This is a genomic window from Williamsia sp. M5A3_1d, from assembly GCF_053345315.1.
In genome coordinates this window covers 185,907-207,800 of sequence record NZ_JBKEZX010000001.1, presented here as the reverse complement: position 1 = coordinate 207,800, position 21,894 = coordinate 185,907, and the positions used below count along the sequence as shown (strand labels likewise).

Below are 21,894 nucleotides of genomic sequence, written 5' to 3'. Positions count from 1 at the left end.
TCACCCGTCCGGCGCGCACTTGAGGCCGTCGAGAACGTGTCGGCCCTCGACGGCGTCGCCGCGATGATCGCCCGCACCCTGGGGCCGGCGTTGAGCGGCGGCCTGGGCAACGTGTTGCGCGGATCGTGGCTGGGCCACCCGATCCACCCGGTGCTGGTCACCGTGCCGATCGGCGCGTGGACCGCGGCGCCGGTCCTCGACCTCACCGATCAGCCCGAGGCGGCGCAGACGCTCATCGCCGTGGGGCTCGCCGCCGCGGTTCCTGCGGCCGTGGCCGGGCTCGCGGAGTACACGACCATGGACGTCCCGCAGCGCCGTGTCGCACTGGTGCACGCGGGCAGCAACACCGTCGCGATGACCGCACTGGTCGCGTCGATGGTGGCGCGACGCGCGGGACGGCGAGGTCAGGCGGTCGCCTTGACCCTGACAGGTCTCTCGGTGACAGGGATCTCCGGCGCGCTCGGTGGTCATCTGTCCTATGTGCAGGCCGCCGGCGTGCAGCGCGAGGCCATGCCGGCGGTCCCCGGCGTCGACACGCTGCCGGGTGGATCCCGACGGGCGTTGCTTTTTTCGCGGCGCCCGTCGGCATCCCGCGAGCCGTTGACTCAAGAACGGAATCGGTGTTCACTCCTTCGGTATGGCCTACCGACGCACCCCCGCCGTGCAGCGGCGTCTGGATGAACTCCGGGCGCGGCTGATCGACGCGGCCATCGCGCAGGTGGCCGAACACGGGTACGCCGGCTGCTCGGTGGCGTCGGTCGCCGCGGCCGCCGGCGTTGGCACCGGGACGGTGTACCGCCACTTCGAGGGCAAGAGCGACCTGTTCGCCGAGGTGTTCCGCATCGTCTGTGGCCGTGAGGTGCAGGCCATGATCGACATCGGCGAGATGGCCCGCGCCACCGACGGCCGAGCGGTCGACGCCGTCGTGGCCTCGGTGTGCGCGTTCGCCGATCGCGCGCTGCGCACGCCGACCCTGGCCCACGCCCTGCTCGTGGAGCCGGTCGATCAGACCATCGACACCGAACGCCTCGCGTTCCGGAAAGCGTTCCGCGACAACCTGGCCGTGGCGATCGACGCCGCCGCGGACGCGGGGGAGATCCCGCACCAGAACAGTGAGTTCACCGCGGCCTGCATCGTCGGCGCCATCGGCGAGGCGTTGGTGACTCCACTGGCGCGCAGCGCGGAAGTCCACGAGACACCCGATCCGACGACCCTCACCACTTTCATCACCACCTTCACCCTTCGAGCACTGGGGAGCACCGATGCACAGCACACACGAGGTCACCAATCAGGTTCCGCCGCTGGTGGATTACGACGCGGCTGAGTACCCGCCGATCCTCGAGGCGCTGAGCCGCGAGGGTGCCGACTCGGCGCTGGAGACCATCCACGAGGTCGGTCGGCGGGCCGGCAGCGCCGAGGCCATCGAATGGGGAGACCTCGCCGAGGAACACCCGCCGGTGCTGCACACCCACGACCGTTACGGCCATCGCGTCGACGAGGTGCGTTACGACCCCGCGTACCACCACCTGATGACCACGGCCGTCGAACTCGGCCTGCACGGCGCGCCGTGGGCCGACCCCGATCCGCACGCCCACCTCAACCGCGCAGCGAAGCTGAACGTGTGGGGTCAGACCGATGCCGGGCACCAGTGCCCCATCTCGATGACGTACGCGATGGTGCCCGCCCTCCGGCACAACGCCGAGCTCGCCGCGCAGTACGAGCCGCTGCTCGCCGCACGCGTCTACGACCCGAAACTCGCGCCGCCGCTGAGCAAACAGGGTCTGATCGCCGGTATGTCGATGACCGAGAAGCAGGGCGGGTCCGACGTCCGGTCGGGCACCACCCGCGCGGTCCCGCAGGCCGACGGCAGCTACCTGCTCACCGGGCACAAGTGGTTCACCTCGGCACCCATGTCGGACGTGTTCCTGGTGCTCGCCCAGGCGCCGGGCGGACTCTCGTGCTTCTTCCTCCCGCGCGTGCTGCCCGACGGCACCCACAACCGGATGTTCCTGCAGCGCCTCAAGGACAAGCTCGGCAACCACTCCAACGCCAGCAGTGAGATCGAGTACGACGAGGCCACCGCATGGCTGGTCGGCGACGAGGGCCGCGGCGTCCCCACCATCGTCGAGATGGTCAACATGACGCGACTCGACTGCACCATCGGGTCGTCGACCGGGATGCGTGCCGCGCTGCACCAGGCGACACATCACGCCGTGCACCGCAGCGCCTTCGGTGCGGCCCTCGTCGACCAGCCGTTGATGCGTAACGTCCTCGCCGACCTCGCGGTGGAGTCCGAGGCGTCGACCACCGTCGCCATGTGGCTCGCCGCGCTCACCGACCGCGCCACCGCCGGCGACGAGCGGTCGATCGCCCTGCGGCGCATCTCGCTCGCGGTCAGCAAGTACTTCGTGTGCAAGCGCGGCCCGATCTTCGCCGCCGAGGCCCTGGAATGCCTGGGCGGCAACGGATACGTCGAGGAGTCACGGATGCCGCGCATGTACCGCGAGGCCCCGCTGCTGTCGGTGTGGGAGGGCTCGGGCAACGTCGCCGCCCTCGACACCCTGCGCGCCATGGTGAAGCAGCCCGAGACCCTCGAGGTGTTCCTCGACGAACTCGGCACCGCGACCGGCGCCGACGACCACTACGACGCGGCCGTCGCCCGATTGAAGGCGCAGTTCACCGACTTCGACACGATGCAGCACAGGGCGCGCCGCGTCGTCGGCGACATGGCGCTCGCGCTACAGGGGTCGCTGTTGATCCGCCACGGTCACCCCGCGGTGTCGGATGCGTTCTGCGTCAGCCGATTCGGTGGCGACTGGGGTTCGGTGTTCGGCACACTGCCCACCGGCATCGACACCGCCGCCATCATCGACCGCGCGACCCCGAAGGTCGGGTCGCAGTAGTCGGCCACCCGGTTCAGAGGGTGAACGGCTCCATGTGGCGGATCGCGTGGCCGACGGCGAGAACCTTCGCCGGGTCGTGGCGTTCGGCGAGATCGGCCAGTCGGTGCAGGGTCTTCTCGTCGTAGCGGCGGGCGAGTTGCGTAGGCTCGCAGGAGTGCGCGAAGTTGGGCAGCTCACCGCCGGTCGACCACGGCGACATGGCGGCGACGACCGCGTTCGCGTGCACCGGGATCACCGCGGCGATCTCGGGCACCAGGACCCCGATCACCATCACCGTGTACTCGGCCCCCCGATGGCAGAAGGCACTCGGATCGATGGCCGGCCGCGCCAATGCGCCACCGAGGCGGCGGAGTTCGACGATCGTCTGCGGTGACCCGGAGTCGGGACCGGCGACGGCGAGCAGGGCCTCGACGGCCTCGATGGGCAACGACGCGAGCAACGCGTGATCCTGGTACGCGGGCATCGGATCGACCGGATCGGAGTGCACCGCACCGATCGCGGAGTACGGCATGACCCCGATCATGTCGATGATCGGTTCGGCGACCGCACGCATCGGTGCCAGCACCTCGGCGGCCTGCTCGGGATCGGCGATCGAGGTGTACCGCACCGCGACGGTGAACGCGCCGGCGAGCGGCGGTGGCACGTCGGGCAGCGGCGGCAGCTGCAGGAAGGCGATGGAGGTGTTGGCGGTCTCGGGCAGGTCGGCACTCCACTGCTGCCACGTCCGTAGGACCGCGGGTGCATCGTCGGCCGCGAAGTACACAGCGCCGCCGAAGAACTGGGTGATCGGGAGGAGGTCGATCTCGACCGCGGTGACGACGCCGAGCGTGCCCTTGCCGCCGCGCAGACCCCAGAACAGATCCGGGTTCTCCGTCGGCGTGGCACGCAGCTGTTCACCGTTGCCGGTGACGACGTCGAACGCACGGACGTGATCCGACGAGGCCCCGAACGTGCGGACCATCGGACCGATGCCGCCGCCGGTGAGGAACCCCACCACACCGAGTGCGGGTGTCGAACCGACCAGCGGAGCCAGCCCGTGTGGGGCCGCGGCGTCCATCACCGTCTGCCACAGGACGCCGGCGCCGATCCGCGCGGTGCGGGCGGCGGCGTTGACCGTGCACTCGGTGAGCCCACCGGTGTGGACCAGGATGGAGGACTCCGCGGTGGCGAACGCACCGTGGCCGGTGGAGGTGACCACCACGGAGAGTCCGTGCTCGGCGGCGATCCGGATGGTGGCGGCCACGTCGTCGGCACTCTCCGCGACGACCACCGCGCGCGGTGTCACGGGCACCGCCACGTTCCAGGGCGTGGCGCGCCGGTACTCGGCGTCGTCGGGACCAGCCACCACCCCGGTGACGGCGGCACGCAACTCGGCGATCGGATCGGTGGCATCGGTTCTGGGGGCGGGGGACTGCACTGTGGTCATCGGGTTCCTACCTCGTGGTGCCCGGGGAGCCGGGCTGCGATCGTGTCGCGTCCCAGAGTGTGTGAAGGCACTTGAAGAGAACTTGGATCCGGCTGTCGAACGCGGTCAGGAGGCACCCTGAGCTGCGGCGACGAGTCCGTGCATTCCGGCGTCCGCGGCAGCCGCGGCGATCGCGGCCATTGCGCGGGCGCGCGATCCGGGGTCGGTGTCGGTTGCTGCGAGGAGCAACCGACCGCGCAGGACCGACGGCGTGCCACCGGTTCGTTCACCGATCTCGACGGCCTGTCGGGCCCGGTCGCGCGCCTCGTCGACCCGGCCCGCGGTCAGGTGCAGTCGAGCCAGAGCCAGCGCCACCGGACCGGCGCACCCGACGTGGCCGATGACCGCCACCCCGTCGGCGAAGGGCATCAACGCCGCGACGAAGCGGTCGACATGACCGACGAGTCCGTGGTCGGCCACCACATGCGCCAGCAGTGCGTCGGTGCCCAGGGTGGTCCACATGTGCGGGACGCGGCTGTGCCACCACTGGTCGACGAGCCGCTCGGCGGTGGCCCGGTCGACACGGTCGCCCGCGGTCGCGGCGACACCGGCGGCCGCGACGCCCACCATGCCGACGTCCTCGCGTGCGGCGACCACGGCGCGCAGCCAGCGGATCGGGTCGTCGGACCCCACACCCAGGTCGACGAGTTCGCCCCGTTCCCATCCGTGCGACATCAGCGCGATCATCCCGCTGCCCGCGGCGTAGAGCTCGGTCTGCTCGTGTACCTCGCGGGCGATCTCGTGGTGCCGCTGGGCCCGGGTCAGGTCCCCTCGCCACAGCGCGAGGGTCGATTCCATCCATCGCAGTTGTGCGCGGACCACCGGCAGACGCAGCTTCTCGCTGCCGTCGATGCCGACCCTCAGATGATGCTCGGCCAGTGCTGTGTCACCGAGATGCAGGGCGGCGATCGAGGCGATGGAATGACCGATCACCGAGTCGACGCGTGACCGGGCAGATGATCGGGTGGCGGAATCGACCGGTGTCCCGACCAGGGCGAGAATCTCCCGACTGCGTTCGGGCACAGCGCAATAGGTGAGCAGGAACGCGGCGTCGACGTCGGCACGCACACCGGGATCGCCGAGTTCATCGGCCAGGTGCCGTGCCCGGTCCAGGAATCCCGCGGGAACGGTCGGGTCGGGGTGATAGCAGTGCCCCACCGCCAGCGCCGCCAGCACCGACGACTGGGCGGCCGCGTCGGCGACGGTGAGTTCCCGAGCGCGTTCGAGGATGTCCATCAGTGGTCCGGGATCCTCGGCGGGGATCATCCACGGCCAGCTGCCACCCGAACGCAGGACCGCGGCCGCCAAGGTGCCCATGGCGGCCACGCGCCCGGCGTCGATGGCCTCGGTCAGATGATCTGCCGCGGTGTCGAGGACGGTCTGTCCGCGGCCGGCGCGGGCCTCGGCGCGGAGCAGCGACATGATCAGGTCGTCGCGCAACCCCGTGTCCTGCCGGTCTGCGGGGAGACGGTCGTGTGCGGCGATCGCCTCGCGCCACCATCGGGCGGCGGTGTCCGAACTCCACCTGGCCGCAGCATCGTCGGCCGCCGCCGCGCACGCCTGCACCACGGTCAGCGGGTCGGCGAGCGGCCCGGCGGCGACCACATGCCGGGCGCGCTGCGCGACGACATCGACGTCGGGCCGCATCTCGCCGAGCCGGTCGGCGACCCGCAGATGGATCCGTCGCCGGACGGACGGTTGCATCGAACCGAGAACCTCGTCGCGCAGCAATCCGTGTGCGAACACGTATGTACCCGAATCGGATGTGGTGGTGATGATCCGGTGATCGGCGGCCTCGTCGAGCAGAAGGACGACATCCTGCGGGTCGAGGTCGCACACGGGCGTGAGGATCCGCAGGTCGAGGGCATCGCCGATCACCGACGCGACGCGCAACACCTCGCGCGCCGGTTCGCTCAACGCCGCGAGCCGTCGGTCGAGGACCGATCGCACGGCGACGGGGATCTCGCCCGACGCCCGCTCGGCCCGTGACAGTCGCGCGTACTCCGAGACGAACAGGGGGTTGCCGCCGGTGCGGTCGGCGAGATGGCTTCGCTCACGATCGGTCAGAGACTCCTCGGCGACCTGGTCGGCCAGGATCGCGACGTCGTCGTGGCCGAGGGCGGGCACCACCACCTGGCGGTTGGCCCCGTCGCGGGCGATCGCGGCCAACAGTCGCGGCACCGCACCCCGCAACGCCTCGTCGCGCAGGGTGAGCACCACGGTGACCGGGGCGTCGACGAGCGCTCCCGCGAGGAACGTGAGGCAGCCCACCGACGCCGGGTCGGCCCACCCGACGTCGTCGACGATCACGGTGAGAGGTGCTGCGCGGGAGGCTGTGTCGATGACCGACTGCACACGCTCGTAGATGGTGAAGCGCGCGGTGTCGGCGTCGGCGCCGTCGGGGACCGTCAGCAGGTCGTCGGGATCGGCGTCGAGTCCGCGTGCGATCTGGCGCAGCGTCCACCACGTCGGGGCCGTCTCCTCGGGGTTGCGTGACCACACCACGCGGCCTCCGCGTTGCGTGGTCCGGGCCCCCGCGTACTGGGCGAGCCGGGTCTTCCCGATGCCCGGTGGGCCGAGCAGGACGAGCCATCTGCTCGCGCCCGCCGCCGATCCGTTCACGATGCTGTCGACGATGTCGATCTCGCGTACACGCCCGACGAGTGCGGTCGGTGACACCGAGGCCACCGGTTCGGAGCGTGCGACGACAGGGGTGGGGGCCTGCGGCCGGCTCGACCCGAGGGCGTCGGGTCGATCGGGCCACGAGGCGAGCGACGGGTCATGGCGCAGGATGGCGCCCTGCAGTTCCCGGATCTCCGGGCCGGGTTCGAGCCCCAGTTCCTCGTCGAGGCGGGCGGTGTGGCGCCGCAGCAATTCGAGTGCGTCCGCGGATCGTCCGGCTCGATAGAGGGCGAGCATCGACAGCCACCACGACCGATCCCGCAGCGGTGCGCGGAGTCGCAACTCCACCGACTCCTCCACCGCAGGCGCGATCTGTCCGGTCGCCAACAGCGCGATGATCCGTGTCTCGCGGCACTCGACGTCGAGTTCGGTGACCCCGACCTCGTGGGCGGCGACCCAGTCGCGATCGGCGAGATCGGCGAGCAGCGGCCCCCGGTGCAGGGCCAGCGCGCGGGCGGTGGCGGCCAGCGCGTCATGGTGGCGACGAGCGTCGAGATCGGCTCGGGCATGCGCGACCAGCGACCGGAACTCGGCGAGGTCGACCTCGCCGACGGGGACGTCGAGAACGTATCCGGGCGGTTGACGGACGATCGGTGAGGTGCCGGAGTCGGGATCGCGCAGCGCTCTGCGGAGATGGGAGATGTAGGCGTGCAGCCCGGCCATGGCCGTGGATGGCTGGTCGTCCCCCCAGATCGCCGCGCAGAGTCGATCGGTGGACACGACGCGACCACGCTCGAGAAGCAGCAGGGCCAGCACCGAGCGTTGTTTCGGTGACCCCAGCTCGCAGATCGCGTCGTCGCGCGTGACCGCGAGCGGCCCCAGCAGCCGGTACCGCATGATCTTCCCCCGCCCCCGATGGACACTGCGACAGTTCTAACTCATCGCCGGGGCCTTCGTGGGGGTCTGACCGGACCGGTCAGCCGTTCACCTTCGCGATCACGTTGTCGGCGAACATCCGCAGGTTGTCGATCTTGTTCTGCAGCGGCTCGGTGTCCGGGCCGGTGATGTAGGGGATACGGAACCCGACGATCACGTCGGTGATGCCCTTGTCCTCGAGCCGTCTGCACCCGTCGGGGGTGTAGGCGTCGAGCGAGATCACGTGGATCTCGAAGGGTTCGTCGAGTTTTCCCTCGCCCTTGCGGATGTCGTGGAGCTTGGCGAGCAGGGCGTCGAGCTCCTCGGGTTGTCCACCGCCGTGCATCCAGCCGTCACCGCGCACCACGGCGCGCTTGAGTGCGAGATCGGCGTGACCACCCACCAGCAGCGGGATCGGCTGGGTGGGTGCGGGACTCATCTTGATGCGGTCGAAGTCGTAGAACTCGCCGTGGAACTCGAAGTACTCGCCGGTCGAGAGGCCGCGGATGATGTCCATGCACTCGTTCATCCGTTTGCCGCGCCGCGCGTAGTCGACGCCCATGATGTCGTAGTCCTCGGGCCACGGGCTGGTGCCGACGCCCAGCGCGAGTCGGTTGTCCGTCATGAACGCCACCGACATCGCCTGCTTGGCCACCAGCACCGGCGGGCGCACCGGGAGCTTCAGCACGAACGGGTTGAAGCGGATGGACTTCGTGACCGCCCCCATCGCCATCGCCTGGATGAACGTCTCGATGAACGCTTTGCCGTCGAGGAACTCGCGGCTCCCGTCCTCGGTGTACGGGTAGGTGGAGTCGGAGACCTCGGGGTAGGCGAGCGAGTCGGGGATGGTGAACCCCTCGTAGCCCGCCTCCTCGGCGGCGACCGCGAGGTCGGGATAGAAGCGTGGATCCGTCATCGCCTCGGCGAACGTGAACCGCATCGTCGGTCTCCTCACTCGAACATCAACACCGACCTCGATTAGAACATGTTCTAGTTTGCGCCAGGCCCAACTCGGACCAGGCCGGCCTGCTGCAGGAACGACAGGTTGTCCTCGAGGTGCCAGTCCTCGACGATCGTCGAGGCAGGACCGGTGTGCTGGATGTCGATGGCGCCGAACTCGATGGGTTGACCGGCGCCGCGCGCGCCCTCGTACTCGCCGGTGAAGTGCCCGGCGAACACCAGTCGCGCGGTGAAGGTGTCGCCGGTGACGTACAGATCGGCCAGGCGACAGGAGAGATCGGGGATGGCCTTCCGGAATGTCGCCGACGCTGCGGCGGGTCCGGCAGGCCCCTGGGGACGGCCGGCAGGCAAGGTGTTGTCGCGAAACCCCGGCGCGAATGCGGCGTCGAGGAAGGCGGTGTCGCCGCTGTTCCAGAACGTGTAGAGCTTCTGTGCGACCGCGACGACCCGGCGATCGCGTTCGGTGGGTGCCGACGCCAGATGGACGGCCTCGGGCACGACGAGACCGGGTGTGTGGTCGACAGCGGATTCCGGTCTCGCCGGCGACGAGTCCTCTCGATGATCGGCGCACGCCGCCGAGGTGACGGTCAGCAGTGCGATGAGGGCGAAGGTCAGCAGTGGCCCGAAGGCACGCTGTCGGCGGGTGAGGTGCGGTGTGGTCATGCCGGCGACGGTATGGAAAACATACCGGTATCTACAACGAAACCCGTCGTGAACAGCGCAGATCGCCACGGGGTCGACGATCTGGGCCGTCGGGTGGAGAACGATCTCCACCCGGACCAGACCCGTGGGACCACGACGTCGAGAGCCCCGATTCGTAGCGTTGAGGCATCGGCAACGCACGGTTGCAGCCCCCGAGAAGGAGAACGCGATGTCCTACGTCAAGAGCTTCCTCCCCTGGATCGGCTTCCTCGTGTTCTCGCAGGTCGGGTGGCAGTGGGGTGCACTTGCCGCCGCCGTCCTCGCCGGTGCGACGCTCTCGGTCGACCGGCGGTCGGGGGCCACCTGGGACTGCCAGATCCTCGCCCTCGGGGCGCTGGCCTTCTTCGCCGTCCTCACCCCGATCGCCTTCATCGACCCGCACGGCGCGCTGTCGGCCTACAGCGGTGCGATGGCGGATGGTTGGCTCGCGGTGGTCGCGTGGGCAGGTATCGCACTGGGTGCACCGTTCACGATGGGGATCGCGAAGCAGGAGGCGCCGAGGGAGGTGTGGGACCTGCCGGCGTTCCGACGCCTCAACGTGGTGATCACCGCGGTGTGGGCGGCGTCGTTCACCGTTTCCGCGATCCTGTCCGTGGTCCTCGTCGAGCAGTCGCCGATGGTGCGGGGGATCACGACCGTGTGCGCGTTCGTCATCCCGATCGTGTTCACGAAGCGCTACGTGGCCGCAGTGCGGGCCCGCCACAGCGATGATGTCGAGCCGGGCATGGCGGTCGCCTACGCCGCCTGACGGGCAGCAGCGCGCCTCGCCTCTGACGCCGACTCGGTCGGCGTCAGGGGCGTGTGAAGTGTTCGCGACGGCCCGCACCGCGCAGGCGGACCCACTCGCGGAAGCCTGCGACATCGCGTTTCTGCACGAGGAAGTACCAGCCGAACCGTGCGTACTCCTGCGGGATCAGCTTGCGCAGACCCGGCTGGTGCAGCAGATACCCACGGTTGCGGTAGGTGAAGAACCGCTTCGTGGCGTCGTCGGGGTACTGGGTGTGCATGCGTCCGCCCAGGATCGGTCGGAATTCCGCGGTGCCGTCGGGATGCAGATAGGCGGTGATGAGGCAGGTGCCGAACCGCAGCCCCGATCGCACGAGTCGGCGATGCATCTCGACTTCGTCGCCGCGGACGAACAGCCGAAGGTCGGGTACGCCGACGGCGTCGATGGCGCGCGCGGAGAACAGCGCACCGTTCATCAACGAGGCGATCCCGTCGAGGACCTCCTCGGTCTCCTCGGGTCCGGCGAACAGCTCGGATCGCTTGCGACGCCACACGACACCGCGTCGGAGGGGGAAGGCGAGGGTGTCGGGGTCATCGATGTTGCACACGACCGGCGACAGCTCGTCGTAACCACCCTCGGTGGCACACCGCAGCAGTGTGGCGAGCACGTCGGGCCCCTCGGGGCGTCCGTCGTCGTCGGCGCACCACACCCAGTCGGCGCCCAGGGCCAGGGCGTGCAGCATGCCGAGCGCGAAACCGCCTGCGCCGCCCAGGTTGTGGGCCGACCCGATGTAGGTGGTCGGCACGTCGAGCGCGTTCACGAGGTCGGCGACCGCGGCCTCGTCACCGTTGTCCACCACCACGAGGTGGTCGATGGGTCGGCTCTGCCCGGCGAGCACCGCTAGCGACTGACGCAGCAACTCCACGCGGCGGTGGGTGACCACCACCGCGACGACGCGCTCGGTCACGCCGGATCGGCCGACCCGGCGCGCGCCGCATCGTTGCGGGCCTGGTCATCACGTGCCTGGTCGTCGCGTGCGACATCGGCGATCACGTCACGCACGTGACGCGCGGCGTCGGGACCCTCGTAGGCGCCGACCACCTCTTCGATGCCGCCGTCCATGCGGACCTCGCCGTGATCGATCCACAGGGCACGGTCGCACAGCTGGGCGAGGAACTCGTTGGAATGGCTGGCGAACACCAGGATTCCCGAACGCTTCACCAGATCCTGCAGGCGCACACGGGCTTTGCGCATGAAGTCCGCGTCGACCGCGCCGATGCCCTCGTCGAGGATGAGGATCTCGGGGTCGATGCTGGTGACGACGCCCAGCGAGACGCGGACACGCATACCGGTGGAGTAGGTGCGGAGTGGCATCTTCAGGTAGTCGCCGAGTTCGGTGAACTCGGCGATCTCGTCGGTCTTCTTCAGCATCTCGCGACGGCTCATGCCCAGGAACATGCCGCGGATGATGATGTTCTCGTAGCCGGAGATCTCCGGGTCCATACCGACGCCGAGATCGAACACCGGCGCCACGCGACCTTGGATCTTGCAGGCGCCGCGGGTCGGCTCGTAGATGCCCGACAGCAGCCGCAGCAGCGTCGACTTGCCGGCACCGTTGTGCCCGACGAGACCGATCCGGTCGCCGTGGGAGAGATGCAGGTCGATGTTCTTGAGCGCCTCGACCACCACGACGTTCGACTCGTTGGAGCCGATCACACCGCCGGCGCGGCCGAGGACCGACTTCTTGAACGACCGTGTCTTCGCGTCGAAGATGGGGAAGTCGACGCACGCACCCCAGGTGTCCAGTCGCACTGTGCTCATGGCAGATGCCCTCTCAGACCCAGTAGGCCACGCGGGCCCGGTAGTTGCGCAGGACCAGCAGTGCCGCCGCCCAGCCCAGCGCCGTGCAGCCGATCACGATGAACCAGTGGTAGGCCTGCACGTGCTCGCCGACCAGCGGACCGCGGGAGATCTCGAGGTAGTGGAACATCGGGTTCAGTTCGACCAGCTTGAGTCGGCTGGAGTTCTGGGCGTTCTGGCCGAGGTTGTCGGTCGTCCAGATGATCGGCGTCATGAAGAACACCAATTGCACCACCGTGGCGAGCAACTGGCCGATGTCGCGGAACCGCGTCGAGAGGATCCCGAACACGATCGTCACCCAGATCGCGTTGAGGGCGAACAGGAACAGCGCCGGGATGATGAGCAGGATCGTCCAGTTCACCGGCTGCGGGAACACCGCCATCACCACGGCGTAGATGACGATGTTGTGGGCGAAGATGATCGACTGTCGCCACACCAGGCGGTAGACGTGCACGCTGAGCGCCGACGGGATCTGCTTGAGGAGCCCCTCGTTGGTGGAGAACACCACCGACCCCTCAAGGATCGACTGGGAGATGAAGTTCCAGAAGATCAGACCGAGGGTGACGTGCGGCAGGAACGTCTTGATGTCGATGCCGAACAGCTCGCCGTAGAGAAGGCCCATCGCGACGGCGGTGACTCCGGTCGCGACGGTGATCCACAGGGGGCCGAGCAGTGATCGGCGGTAGCGCTGCTTGATGTCCTGCCACCCGAGCAGGGCCCACAGTTCGCGCTGGGCGAAGCCCGTGCGCAGGTCCTCCCAGGCGCGTCGGAACGTCCTCGAGTCCGATGTGACCGGCGCGGCCGGTGAGACGTCGTCATCGTGCAGAACAGTGGACACGGTGCACGAGCCTACCGGCCGAACCGATCGTCGACGGTCTCGCGGCAGGTCAGAGGTACTGGCCGGTGCCGGTCACGCCGTGTCCGCCGGTGATGGGGCCACCGCCCGGCCCGGGGAGCTGGCCCTGACGCATCTGCTCGAGCTGCGCGCGGGCGGCCATCTGCTGCGCGAACAGTGCCGTCTGGATCCCGTGGAACAGTCCCTCGAGCCAGCCGACGAGCTGGGCCTGGGCGATACGCAGTTCGGCGTCCGACGGTGTCGACTCGTCGGTGAACGGTAACGCCAACCGCTCGAGTTCTTCGCGCAGCTCGGGAGCCAACCCGTCCTCGAGTTCGCGGATCGACGACTGGTGGATCTCCTTGAGGCGGGTGCGGCTGGCGTCGTCGAGAGGAGCCGCGCGGACCTCCTCGAGCAGCTGCTTGATCATCGTGCCGATCCGCATCACCTTGGCCGGCTGCTCCACCATGTCGGTGAGGCCACCCGAACCCTCCTGGTCGTCGCCGGAACGACCGGCGCCGCCAGTGCCCTCCGCGCCACCTGGACCGACCACCACGATGCGGTCGTCGGACCCCGTGGAGCCCGACCCTGAACCGAAGACTGGGGATGTCATGTACCCATTGTGCGATATGCGTGTCACGGCATGTGGGCACCGCCCCCACCTGCGGTGACGAGCTGGTATGGCTCACCTAAGCGAACGGTCTATCGTGTCTGCCATGACCTACGACGTCGCTCGGGTGCGCGGGCTGTTCCCGTCACTCGGCGACGGGTGGATCCACCTCGATCCGCAGGTCGGCATGCAGATCCCCGACTCAGTCGCATCCACGGTGTCGAAGGCGTTCCGGGCGCTGGTCTCCGCGCCCGGCGGTGTCTACCCCGCCGCCCTGCAGTCGCGCGCGATCATCGACGCGGCCCGCAGCGCGGTCGCCGACCTCGTCGGTGGGCAGCCGCGCGGAGTGGTCCTCGGACCGAGTCGCGGCGCCCTGCTCAACACCCTCGCCGAGGCGATGAACCCCAGTGTCTGGCTGGGGTCGACGGTGATCGTCAGCCGCCTCGACGACGAGGCCAACCTCGCCCCCTGGATCCGCACCGCAGATCGGTTCGGCGCGAAGGTGTCATGGGCCGAGGTCGACATCGAGAACGGGGCGCTGCCTCCCTGGCAGTACCGCGACCTCGCCGGTGAGTCGACCAGTGTCATCGCGATGACGGCCGCATCGTCGACCATCGGCACCGTCACCGACGTCCGTTCGGTCGCCGCGGTGGCGCAGTCGGTGGGGGCGATGCTCGTCGTCGACGCCACCAGCGCGGCGCCCTACATGCCGCTCGACATCACCGAACTGCAGGCCGACGTCCTCGTGGTCTCCGCCGAACGGTGGGGCGGTCCGCAGGCGGCGGCCATGGTGTTCCGCGACCCCGGTCAGCTCGAGCGATTGCGGGCAGCCAGCCTGTCGCCGCGCGCGGTCGGTCCGGAGCGGCTGGAGGTCGACGGCCATCAGCACGCCATGCTGGCCGGACTCGTCGCGTCGATCGAGCACCTGGCGAATCTCGACGAGGCCGCGACCGGCACCCGCCGCGAGCGGCTCGTCACCTCGATGACGAGCCTGTCGGGGTACCTGCAGCGATTGCTCGCCTACCTCGTGAACTCGCTCGAACAGCTCAACACCGTCCGGCTGGTCGGCACCAGCGATCCGCGGGTGCCGACGGTGAGCTTCACCTTCAGCGGGGTGTCGGCCGACAAGGTGGTGCGGCGCCTCGCCGACAACGGCATCTGCGCGCTCGCCGACCAGCCCAGCCGCGCGCTCGACGGCATCGGCGCCGGTGACGTCGGTGGCGCGGTGACCCTGGGCCTCGGCCAGTACTCGACGCCCTACGAGGTCGACCAGCTCGTCCGCTGCCTCGGTTCCCTCGCCTGACTCCTCCGCCGAGCGTGCCGAAAGTCGCCGCCGAGCGTGCCGAAGGTTCCCGCCGAGCGTGCCGAAAGTCGCCGCCGAGCGTGCCGGCGATCAGAGGGTGAGCAGCACCTTGCCGATGGCGTCGCCACCGTCGAGGTACCGGTGCGCGGCGTCGGCGTCGTCGAGGGCGAAGGTGCGGTCGATGATCGGCCGGATCGAGCCGTCGGCCACCTTCGGCCACGTGGTCTCGCGTACCCCGTTCATCACGGCGATCTTGCCGGTCGGGCCGTCGGCGGGACGCCCGCGTAGGTTCGTCGCGGCGACGGTGGCGCGCTTGGTGAGCATCGCGCCGAGGTTCACCTCCGCGGTCGCGCCGCCCTGGAGACCGATGATCACGAGGCGGCCGCTGTCGGCCAGGGCGGAGATGTTCTGCTGCAGATACTTCGCGCCGATGATGTCGAGGATGACGTTCGCGCCACCGAGGTCCGACACGACCTGCACGAAGTCGTCGTCATGGTAGTCGATGAGGGTGGTGGCACCGAGATCGGCGCAGAAGTCGAGCTTGCGCTGCGACCCCGCGGTCACCGCGACACGGGCACCGAGTGCGCGGGCGAACTGGATCGCGTGGGTGCCGATGCCGCTGGCGCCGCCCTGGATCAGCAGGAGTTCGTCGGCGGTGAGGCCTGCGGTCATCGACAGGTTGGACCACACCGTGGCGGCGACCTCGGGCAGCGCCGCCGCCGACACGAGATCGAGCGACCCCGGCTTGGGGAGCACCTGACCGGCCGGCACCGCGACGAACTCGGCGTAACCACCGCCGGCGAGCAACGCGCACACCTCGTCGCCGACGGCGAGTTCGCTCACCCCGGCACCGAGCTCGGCGATCGTGCCCGACACCTCGAGGCCGAGGATCTCGCTGGCGCCGGGTGGCGGCGGGTAGAGCCCCTGTCGCTGCATGAGGTCGGCACGGTTGACCCCGGCCGCGGAGACGGCGATGAGGACCTCACCGGGTCCGGCGGAGGGTCTCGGTGCGGTGGTGGGTTCGAGGACGGCGTCGGATCCGTCGCCGCGGACGGCGATCGTGCGCATGGAGGTCACCCGTCATCTCTACCCCGTGCCGTCGACGCGCACACATGACCCTGCACCCGACGGGTCCACGGGCATCGCGACACAGAGTTAGCGGTGCAAAGTAGCGCGTTCGCGCGACTGTGTTCCGCGTCGGTGAGTCGTATCGTTCGATGACGTCGCGAACTGTTTTGTCGCACGACACCGTCGACTCGGGGGTCACATGTTCAGCATCGGTCAGCAGACGGACGCGGCCCCGGGTGGGGTCGACTCCGACGCCTGGTCGAGCTCTCCTGCGCCCTCGCCCCTGCACTCGGTCAGCCCCGAGCGTCCGGAGGAGTCGGACGGCGACGAGTCGATGTCGCAGGAGGAGCAGCGTGCGTGGCGCGCCTTCGTCGACGGAACGCATGCGCTGCTCGTCACCCTCGACAAGGCGCTCGTCTGCGACGCCGACCTCGCGCTGGGCGAGTTCCTGCTGCTGACGGCGCTGTCGGAGACCGACGCGATGCGTATGTCGGACCTGTCGAGCAGTGGTCTCGGGTCACGCAGCACCATCTCGCGGCAGGTGTCGCGGCTGGTGGGGATCGGCGACATCGCCCGGCTGCCCGATTCCAGCGACGCCCGCAACCGACTGGTCAGCATCACCGACCGCGGCCGCGATCACCTCCGCACGGCCGAGGTCGATCATTCACGGCGGGTGCGCAAACACCTGCTCGCCCACATCAGCTCCGATCAGCTCGACGAGCTCGGCAGCATCTTCACCCGCGTGCGCGAGGGTCTCGAACCCGACTAGTCACCACCAGGTCGATGATTATCGGTCTCATCGGAGTCGCCGATCGAGGGTGAGCCACTGCCCGAGAAGGAGATCGGCTGCGGGATCACCGTTGGTGTACCAGGGTCGCGGCGCGATCACCGGGCAGTCCGGATCGCGACGGCTCATCAACCACGCCGCCCACCAGCTGTACGACGAGTTGCTCAGGATCATGCCGCGACCGGCCGCCATCGCGCCGAGCGTGGTGACCGGTCCCATCGCGAGAACGGGGTCGTAGATCTCGGCGTCGGCGAGGAAATCGAAATCGGGTGTCAGCAGGTCGGGGCTGTCGGTGAACACGACCGCTGTCGGTGGCGCGTCGACCAACCGTCGGAACGCGGCGCGGAAATATCCCGGCCCGGCGAGACCGTGGATCCCCATGTTCTGCGCCTGCAGGTAGTCGCCGCGCCGGATGTGCACGGTGAGGAAGTCGTGTGGCAGCGGTGGACCGTCGCGGCGTGCGCGGGCGAGTGCCGACTCGAGGATCTCGGACAGCTCGTCGGCCGCATCCTCGAAGTACCGGGGACTCTGGAAATAGCCCGACAGGGTTGTTCCCGGTTCGACGGAGTCGATCGCCGGATCGGCGTCGCGGCCGGCGGGTCGGAAGACCGGGGCGCGCGCCAGGTGCAGTCGTGTCAGCGGGGGCATCGCCGCCGCGATCCGGTGTCGCAGGCCCACCGATCCGTCGGCGGCGTGGCGCGGGTAGTCGAGGTTGACCAGGGTGCCGGGGAGTCCGAGCGTGCCGAGTTCGAACGGCCGCTGCGCGTAGCTGCAGAACGCCGACACATCGATGTAGAGCGGGCAGCCCAGTCGCCGTGACTGTGCGAAACCCGCTGCGTACTCGAAGAGTTGGTTGCCGAGACCCCCGCCGATCTGGTGCACACAGATGCCGTCGGCGATGTCGAGGGCGGTGACGTGCGGGGCCGCCGACGCAGGACCGACCACCGTGGGGGCTCGGTCACCGCTCGCGTTCACGCGTACGACACTAACGGCCGGCCGCTGCCCGGCCCATCACCCTCGACGAGTCAGATGCGGGGCTGACGTACCCTTCTCGGCGAAGGAAGTGTGGCAGAGCGGCCGAATGCACTCGCCTTGAAAGCGAGCGTCAGTTAACCCTGACCGGGGGTTCAAATCCCTCCACTTCCGCCACAGTCGGTCGACGGGTGAGTCGCAGAGGCGACGAGCGTCGCACCGCGTCGGTCGCATCCGCGAGAGCGGCACGCAGGATCGCTGATTCGAAGGTCGTCTGGACGACACTCGCGCCGAGGCGTGCCCGCAGCGATGACCGTGACGAGGGTGCGCCGATGAAGGTGCCGAGTGCTCGCACGCCCAGGAACGCGGCGGTGTCGAGCACCAGCACGGGTGCGCGGCGGTCACGCTGGCGGAAGCTCGATGTCCCGTATCGCCGATATTGTTCCTGCAGTTCGCGGAACCTCTCCCGCGGGTGCCACACCACTCGGGTGGCCGGGTCCACCACATACGCGGCGCCCAGTGCGGTCGCGCGGGAACACAGCCCGACATCGGCCCCTCCGCGGATCTCCTCGAAACCTCCTGCCGCTGTAAAGAGTTCGCGACGCATCCCGAGGTTGCAGGCGGGGTAGAAGCCGACCTTCGCGTAGGTTCCCGCGCTGAACGGATTGAGGTGTCGTGCCACCTGCGCGGCCGGCGCATCGATCTCGGCGACGGTGACATCGGAGTAGGAGATCACGGGCCGATCGGCGTCGAAGAGCGCTGTGCGGTGGCTCTGCAGCCAGCCGTCGCGGGCACGACACCGTGTGTCGAAGAAGACGAGGGCATCGCCGGTGGCGATCTCGGCGCCGAGGTTGCGTGCGCCGTAGGGCCCAGACGCGTGGGTGTTGGCCACCACACGCACGCCCATCGCGGCGCAGATGTCGGTGGTGGCGTCGGTCGAGTGATCGTCGACCACCACCAGTTCGTCGCCGTCATGCAGCTGGGGCAGCACCGACGTCAGGCAGGCACCGATGAGCATCTCGGCGTTCTTGGCGGCGATGACCACCGAGATGGAGCGGTTCACCGACGCAGAAGCGTGCATATGGACAAAGATACGACCGATTGGTCGGATTTTCGCGGCGAGCGGGCGGTCAGACCCCGAACATGGGTGGCAGCGCGAGCAGGACGACCGCGGTCCAGGCGACGTGGGTGAGCATCGGCGCGAGGATGCCGTCGGTGGCGCGACGCTCGATGGCGGCGACGAGTCCGAGCAGGATCGCGGCGAAACCGAGCATCGGGTTGCCGCTGGCCAGGGTGACCACGATGTAGATCAGCGTCGAGAAGATGACCGGGTAGTGCCTGCCGAGGGCCGAGTACAGCGCGCCGCGGAAGAACATCTCCTCGGCGAGGCCGTTGACCATCGCGATCACCACGACGACGGCCAGGTTCCCCTTCGTGGCGTGCTCGAAGACGCCTGCGATGAGGTCGTGGATCGGTGGGATGAACCGCACCACGAGTCCACCCAGCACGAAGAACAGGCCGAGTCCGAGACCGACTCCGATCCCGGTGAGCACCGGACGTCGCCGGTGTCCGCGCCAGGTGATCCGTCCGAGGTGCAGCGGGCGAGACAACGCCGCGCCAATGATCCAGGTGGAGGCCAGCAGGAGCGTGTAGACGTAGAAGATCGAGGCGCCGGGCTCGGTCGAGAGCGACAGCGCCAGGAACACGCTCCCGATCAGCAGGAACACCACGACCACGATGCGTCGCCGACGGATCACCTTCGGATCTTCGCCGGGGTGACTGGGTTCGCGGTGCAGCACAGCTCCGCGCAACTCGTCCCAACCCTGAGTGACCATCGTCGTCATCGTGTCACCGACCCGCGCGCGGTGCGATCTTGTTGAAGGACGACACGGCGAGGTCGACACCGGTGCGGACCGCCCCGGCCGCCGTCCCGTTGGCCAACACGAGGCCCGCACCGAGCTTCTCGACGTGATCCCACCCGCCCGGGGTGAACACGCTCGAGGCGACCCGACGCACTCGCAGCAGGTCGCCGCCGGCCCATACGGGGTCGGAGTCGGCCAGGTGATGGATGTCGGTGAGCTGGTTGACCGGCAGCGCCGGACCGCTCTCCAGCGAGCGCGACACCGCCTCCCCAACGGTGAGCAGACCGCCCGGCGGATCGGGGACGATCGACCGGATGCGGTCCTCCGAGGCGTACATCGGGTAGTCGAGCGACGCGACGAGATCGGCGGTCAGCCCGCTCGGCACGGGCACCAGCGAGCTGCTCACCAGCGACGCCAAGCCGGTGCCGAAACCCCGCAGCGGCAACGGGATACGGCGGCGGTGCGCCGCGGCGAGGTAGGAGAACAGCAGTTCGCGGTAGCTCGACTTGTTGGCGCCGGCAACGTCGTAGTCTCCCGCGGGCAGGGTGTCGGGATCGGCTGCGGCCACGAGGTAGTAGCAGATGTCGCGGACCGAGATCGGGTCCATCTTGTTGTCGGCCCAGGCCGGTAGCGGGATCACGGGCAGGCGGTCGGCGAGGTAGCGGACGAGCTCGAAGGAGGTAGATCCCGCGCCGACCACGACCGCTGCGCGGAGCCACACCAGTTCGGGGCCGCCGTCGACGCGGAGGTGATCGGCGACCTCGGCCCGACTCTCCAGGTGTTCCGACAGCTTCTCGCCCTCGGGGACGAAGCCGCCGAGATAGACGATGCGCAATACGCCAGCGTCGCGAGCCGCCTCGGCGACGTTGCGGGCCGAGGCGTTGTCGGTGCTGCGGAAGCCGGCCTGACCGATCGCGTGGACGAGGTAGTACACGACGTCGACGTGACCGATGGCGCCGAACGCGGTGGCCGCGGCGGTGCGGTCGGTCGCGTCGAGGGCGACGGGCAGCACGTCGTCGTACCAACCGAAGGCGGCGAGACCGTCGGGCTTGCGAGACGCGGCGACCACCTCGTGTCCTGCGGAGAGCAGTTCGGTGATCAGTCGTGACCCCACGTAGCCGGTTGCACCGGTGACCAGTACTCGCATACCCCTACGGTACGGACCGGTACGTCGGTGTTCAGTGTGAGATACCGCTCCGCCGCGAGCGGAATGTCTGCGGTGAGGTGTGGTGGTGGCGCTGCTCAGAGCCAGTCGCGGCGCTTGAACAACACGTAGAGGACCACCATCGCGGTCAGCAACAGCACCACGCTGGTGACGAAACCGGCGGTGTGGTCGAACCCGGGGAACGGCACGTTCTGGCCGTAGAACCCCGTGATGGCCGTGGGCACGGCGATGATCGCCGCCCACCCGGTGAGCTTCTTCATCACCGTGTTCAGCCGCGCATCCTGCAGCGACAGGTTCGTCTCGAACACGGTGGTCACCATGTCGCGCAACGACTCGGTCCATTCCGTCGCGCGCAGCACGTGGTCGTAGAGGTCGGTGAACTCGGGGTCGAGGCGGTCGGACGAGCCGAGGGCGTCGCGTCGGCGCTGGATCAGCGACACCACCTCGCGCATCGGCAGCACCACCCGTCGCAGTGCCACCAGGTTCTTGCGCAGCAGGTAGGTCCGGCGTTGCAGCGACCGCGAACCCGTCGAGTCGTCGAACAACATGCTCTCGAGGTCCTCGATCGCGTCGTCGAGTTCCTGCACGGCCTCGAAGTGCCCGTCGACGACGACGTCGAGGAGGCCGTGCAGCAGGGAACCGACCCCGCGTTCGAGCCCGCCGATCTCGCCCCACCGTGCGACCACGTCGTCCATGTCGAACACCTCCGACCGGTCGTCGGACGCGTCGCGCCCTGTCGTGAGGCGGACGGTGATGAGCGCGTTGCCGACGAGGAACATCGAGATGCGCTGCAGCTTCAGCGCGTTCTCGGCGAACTCGACGTCGAGGCCGGAGTCCGGCGTGGCGGCCGTCCGGTCGAACGCCACCGCGTACACGGTGATGAAGGTGTGGTGTGCGTAGCCGGTCGCCTTCACCCGTTCCGATGCCGCCAGCGCATCCTCGACCGCCCAGCGGTTGAGGTCGAGTTCGCCGGCGAGCCTGCTCAGCGTCTCGTGGGAGGGGTCGACGAGGTCGGCCCAGATCATGGTGGAGGGGTCGTCGATGCAGTCCGACACCTTCTCGAGCTCGAAACCGTCGACAGGCTTCCCGTCGCGCCAGATCTGTCCGCGTACCTTGTTGTCGTCCACGGTGTCTCGTG

Annotated in this window: 20 protein-coding genes and 1 tRNA gene; 7 read left to right on the top strand and 14 right to left on the bottom strand. The window is 69.1% G+C overall.

Going from position 1 to position 21,894, the window contains the following annotated elements; genetic code table 11:
• The first annotated feature begins 36 nt into the window (after positions 1–36).
• The 3 genes from ACLBW1_RS01065 to ACLBW1_RS01055 are packed head-to-tail and all read left to right on the top strand — an operon-like array spanning position 37 to position 2,903.
• Entirely contained in the window at positions 37–681 is a 645-nt protein-coding gene (locus tag ACLBW1_RS01065) for a DUF2231 domain-containing protein (RefSeq protein WP_447809562.1), read from the top strand.
• Positions 638–1,324, top strand: coding sequence for a TetR/AcrR family transcriptional regulator (locus ACLBW1_RS01060; RefSeq protein ID WP_447809561.1), 687 nt, complete (start codon positions 638–640; stop codon positions 1,322–1,324). Before ACLBW1_RS01065 ends, ACLBW1_RS01060 begins: the two co-directional genes overlap by 44 nt.
• On the top strand, positions 1,263–2,903 hold the full coding sequence (locus tag ACLBW1_RS01055) for an acyl-CoA dehydrogenase family protein (protein WP_447809559.1): 1,641 nt from the start codon (positions 1,263–1,265) through the stop codon (positions 2,901–2,903). The genes ACLBW1_RS01060 and ACLBW1_RS01055 overlap by 62 nt, the downstream gene beginning before the upstream one ends.
• Positions 2,904–2,916: 13 nt before the next feature.
• Here the strand turns inward: ACLBW1_RS01055 and ACLBW1_RS01050 are convergent, their stop codons facing one another.
• The 4 genes from ACLBW1_RS01050 to ACLBW1_RS01035 form a co-directional block, all read right to left on the bottom strand.
• Positions 2,917–4,329, bottom strand: a complete 1,413-nt coding sequence (locus ACLBW1_RS01050; protein ID WP_447809558.1) for an FAD-binding oxidoreductase — start codon at positions 4,327–4,329, stop codon at positions 2,917–2,919.
• Between the two features lie 105 nt (positions 4,330–4,434).
• Entirely contained in the window at positions 4,435–7,887 is a 3,453-nt protein-coding gene (locus ACLBW1_RS01045) for a BTAD domain-containing putative transcriptional regulator (RefSeq protein ID WP_447809556.1), read from the bottom strand.
• A 79-nt stretch (positions 7,888–7,966) separates the two neighbouring features.
• Positions 7,967–8,845, bottom strand: coding sequence for an LLM class flavin-dependent oxidoreductase (locus tag ACLBW1_RS01040; protein WP_447809555.1), 879 nt, complete (start codon positions 8,843–8,845; stop codon positions 7,967–7,969).
• A gap of 50 nt (positions 8,846–8,895) precedes the next feature.
• Positions 8,896–9,528, bottom strand: coding sequence for an ester cyclase (locus ACLBW1_RS01035; protein WP_447809554.1), 633 nt, complete (start codon positions 9,526–9,528; stop codon positions 8,896–8,898).
• A gap of 208 nt (positions 9,529–9,736) precedes the next feature.
• Between ACLBW1_RS01035 and ACLBW1_RS01030 the strand changes: the two genes are divergently transcribed.
• Positions 9,737–10,315: a hypothetical protein gene (locus ACLBW1_RS01030; RefSeq protein ID WP_447809552.1), complete on the top strand. Its 579-nt coding sequence runs from the start codon at positions 9,737–9,739 to the stop codon at positions 10,313–10,315.
• A gap of 43 nt (positions 10,316–10,358) precedes the next feature.
• On the opposite strand, the gene glfT1 is transcribed toward ACLBW1_RS01030, so the two are convergent.
• From glfT1 to ACLBW1_RS01010, 4 genes are read right to left on the bottom strand one after another with little or no spacing between them, the layout of a single operon-like run.
• Positions 10,359–11,261, bottom strand: coding sequence for a galactofuranosyltransferase GlfT1 (gene glfT1 / locus ACLBW1_RS01025; RefSeq protein ID WP_447809550.1), 903 nt, complete (start codon positions 11,259–11,261; stop codon positions 10,359–10,361).
• Positions 11,258–12,115, bottom strand: coding sequence for a galactan export ABC transporter ATP-binding subunit Wzt/RfbE (gene wzt / locus ACLBW1_RS01020; protein ID WP_447809548.1), 858 nt, complete (start codon positions 12,113–12,115; stop codon positions 11,258–11,260). The genes glfT1 and wzt overlap by 4 nt, the downstream gene beginning before the upstream one ends.
• A gap of 13 nt (positions 12,116–12,128) precedes the next feature.
• Positions 12,129–12,992, bottom strand: coding sequence for a galactan export ABC transporter permease subunit Wzm/RfbD (wzm, locus tag ACLBW1_RS01015; RefSeq protein WP_447809547.1), 864 nt, complete (start codon positions 12,990–12,992; stop codon positions 12,129–12,131).
• 49 nt (positions 12,993–13,041) lie between these two features.
• Positions 13,042–13,602 (bottom strand): bacterial proteasome activator family protein, encoded by a 561-nt coding sequence (locus ACLBW1_RS01010; RefSeq protein WP_447809546.1) that lies wholly within the window; start codon positions 13,600–13,602, stop codon positions 13,042–13,044.
• Between the two features lie 103 nt (positions 13,603–13,705).
• On the opposite strand from ACLBW1_RS01010, the gene ACLBW1_RS01005 reads away from it, so the two are divergent.
• Positions 13,706–14,902, top strand: coding sequence for a cysteine desulfurase-like protein (locus ACLBW1_RS01005; protein ID WP_447809544.1), 1,197 nt, complete (start codon positions 13,706–13,708; stop codon positions 14,900–14,902).
• Between the two features lie 90 nt (positions 14,903–14,992).
• Here ACLBW1_RS01005 and ACLBW1_RS01000 read toward each other — a convergent pair whose 3' ends face one another.
• Complete coding sequence (locus ACLBW1_RS01000) at positions 14,993–15,970, bottom strand: NAD(P)H-quinone oxidoreductase (RefSeq protein ID WP_447811094.1); 978 nt, start codon at positions 15,968–15,970, stop codon at positions 14,993–14,995.
• 199 nt (positions 15,971–16,169) lie between these two features.
• Here ACLBW1_RS01000 and ACLBW1_RS00995 point away from each other — a divergent pair, with 199 nt between their 5' ends.
• Positions 16,170–16,739: a MarR family winged helix-turn-helix transcriptional regulator gene (locus tag ACLBW1_RS00995; protein ID WP_447809543.1), complete on the top strand. Its 570-nt coding sequence runs from the start codon at positions 16,170–16,172 to the stop codon at positions 16,737–16,739.
• Positions 16,740–16,766: 27 nt separating this feature from the next.
• Here the strand turns inward: ACLBW1_RS00995 and ACLBW1_RS00990 are convergent, their stop codons facing one another.
• Positions 16,767–17,732: an alpha-1,2-fucosyltransferase gene (locus ACLBW1_RS00990; RefSeq protein WP_447809542.1), complete on the bottom strand. Its 966-nt coding sequence runs from the start codon at positions 17,730–17,732 to the stop codon at positions 16,767–16,769.
• A gap of 84 nt (positions 17,733–17,816) precedes the next feature.
• Between ACLBW1_RS00990 and ACLBW1_RS00985 the strand changes: the two genes are divergently transcribed.
• Positions 17,817–17,906, top strand: a tRNA-Ser gene (locus tag ACLBW1_RS00985).
• Here the strand turns inward: ACLBW1_RS00985 and ACLBW1_RS00980 are convergent.
• The 4 genes from ACLBW1_RS00980 to ACLBW1_RS00965 form a co-directional block, all read right to left on the bottom strand.
• A complete protein-coding gene (locus ACLBW1_RS00980; RefSeq protein WP_447809541.1) occupies positions 17,863–18,810 on the bottom strand; it encodes a glycosyltransferase in 948 nt (315 codons plus the stop codon). The genes ACLBW1_RS00985 and ACLBW1_RS00980 overlap by 44 nt on opposite strands.
• Before the next feature lie 49 nt (positions 18,811–18,859).
• The gene (locus tag ACLBW1_RS00975) at positions 18,860–19,573 is read right to left on the bottom strand and encodes a CPBP family intramembrane glutamic endopeptidase (protein WP_447809540.1); all 714 of its coding nucleotides are present in this window, start codon (positions 19,571–19,573) and stop codon (positions 18,860–18,862) included.
• A gap of 4 nt (positions 19,574–19,577) precedes the next feature.
• Positions 19,578–20,738 carry an NAD(P)H-binding protein gene (locus tag ACLBW1_RS00970; RefSeq protein WP_447809539.1) on the bottom strand — a complete coding sequence of 387 codons (1,161 nt, stop codon included), beginning with the start codon at positions 20,736–20,738 and terminating at the stop codon, positions 19,578–19,580.
• A 95-nt stretch (positions 20,739–20,833) separates the two neighbouring features.
• Positions 20,834–21,883: a magnesium transporter CorA family protein gene (locus tag ACLBW1_RS00965; protein WP_447809537.1), complete on the bottom strand. Its 1,050-nt coding sequence runs from the start codon at positions 21,881–21,883 to the stop codon at positions 20,834–20,836.
• Positions 21,884–21,894 lie beyond the last annotated feature (11 nt).

What these genes read in the sequence shown, in the direction of transcription:
- ACLBW1_RS01035 (WP_447809554.1), bottom strand. Translation starts at nt 9,528, where the DNA reads ATGACCACACCGCACCTCACCCGCCGACAGCGTGCCTTCGGGCCACTG.
- ACLBW1_RS00975 (WP_447809540.1), bottom strand. Translation starts at nt 19,573, where the DNA reads ATGACGACGATGGTCACTCAGGGTTGGGACGAGTTGCGCGGAGCTGTG.
- ACLBW1_RS00995 (WP_447809543.1), top strand. Translation starts at nt 16,170, where the DNA reads ATGTTCAGCATCGGTCAGCAGACGGACGCGGCCCCGGGTGGGGTCGAC.
- ACLBW1_RS00970 (WP_447809539.1), bottom strand. Translation starts at nt 20,738, where the DNA reads ATGCGAGTACTGGTCACCGGTGCAACCGGCTACGTGGGGTCACGACTG.
- ACLBW1_RS01030 (WP_447809552.1), top strand. Translation starts at nt 9,737, where the DNA reads ATGTCCTACGTCAAGAGCTTCCTCCCCTGGATCGGCTTCCTCGTGTTC.
- ACLBW1_RS01055 (WP_447809559.1), top strand. Translation starts at nt 1,263, where the DNA reads ATGCACAGCACACACGAGGTCACCAATCAGGTTCCGCCGCTGGTGGAT.
- wzt (WP_447809548.1), bottom strand. Translation starts at nt 12,115, where the DNA reads ATGAGCACAGTGCGACTGGACACCTGGGGTGCGTGCGTCGACTTCCCC.
- ACLBW1_RS01000 (WP_447811094.1), bottom strand. Translation starts at nt 15,970, where the DNA reads ATGCGCACGATCGCCGTCCGCGGCGACGGATCCGACGCCGTCCTCGAA.
- ACLBW1_RS01050 (WP_447809558.1), bottom strand. Translation starts at nt 4,329, where the DNA reads ATGACCACAGTGCAGTCCCCCGCCCCCAGAACCGATGCCACCGATCCG.
- ACLBW1_RS01010 (WP_447809546.1), bottom strand. Translation starts at nt 13,602, where the DNA reads ATGACATCCCCAGTCTTCGGTTCAGGGTCGGGCTCCACGGGGTCCGAC.
- ACLBW1_RS01060 (WP_447809561.1), top strand. Translation starts at nt 638, where the DNA reads ATGGCCTACCGACGCACCCCCGCCGTGCAGCGGCGTCTGGATGAACTC.
- ACLBW1_RS01005 (WP_447809544.1), top strand. Translation starts at nt 13,706, where the DNA reads ATGACCTACGACGTCGCTCGGGTGCGCGGGCTGTTCCCGTCACTCGGC.
- ACLBW1_RS01040 (WP_447809555.1), bottom strand. Translation starts at nt 8,845, where the DNA reads ATGCGGTTCACGTTCGCCGAGGCGATGACGGATCCACGCTTCTATCCC.
- ACLBW1_RS00980 (WP_447809541.1), bottom strand. Translation starts at nt 18,810, where the DNA reads ATGCACGCTTCTGCGTCGGTGAACCGCTCCATCTCGGTGGTCATCGCC.
- ACLBW1_RS01045 (WP_447809556.1), bottom strand. Translation starts at nt 7,887, where the DNA reads ATGCGGTACCGGCTGCTGGGGCCGCTCGCGGTCACGCGCGACGACGCG.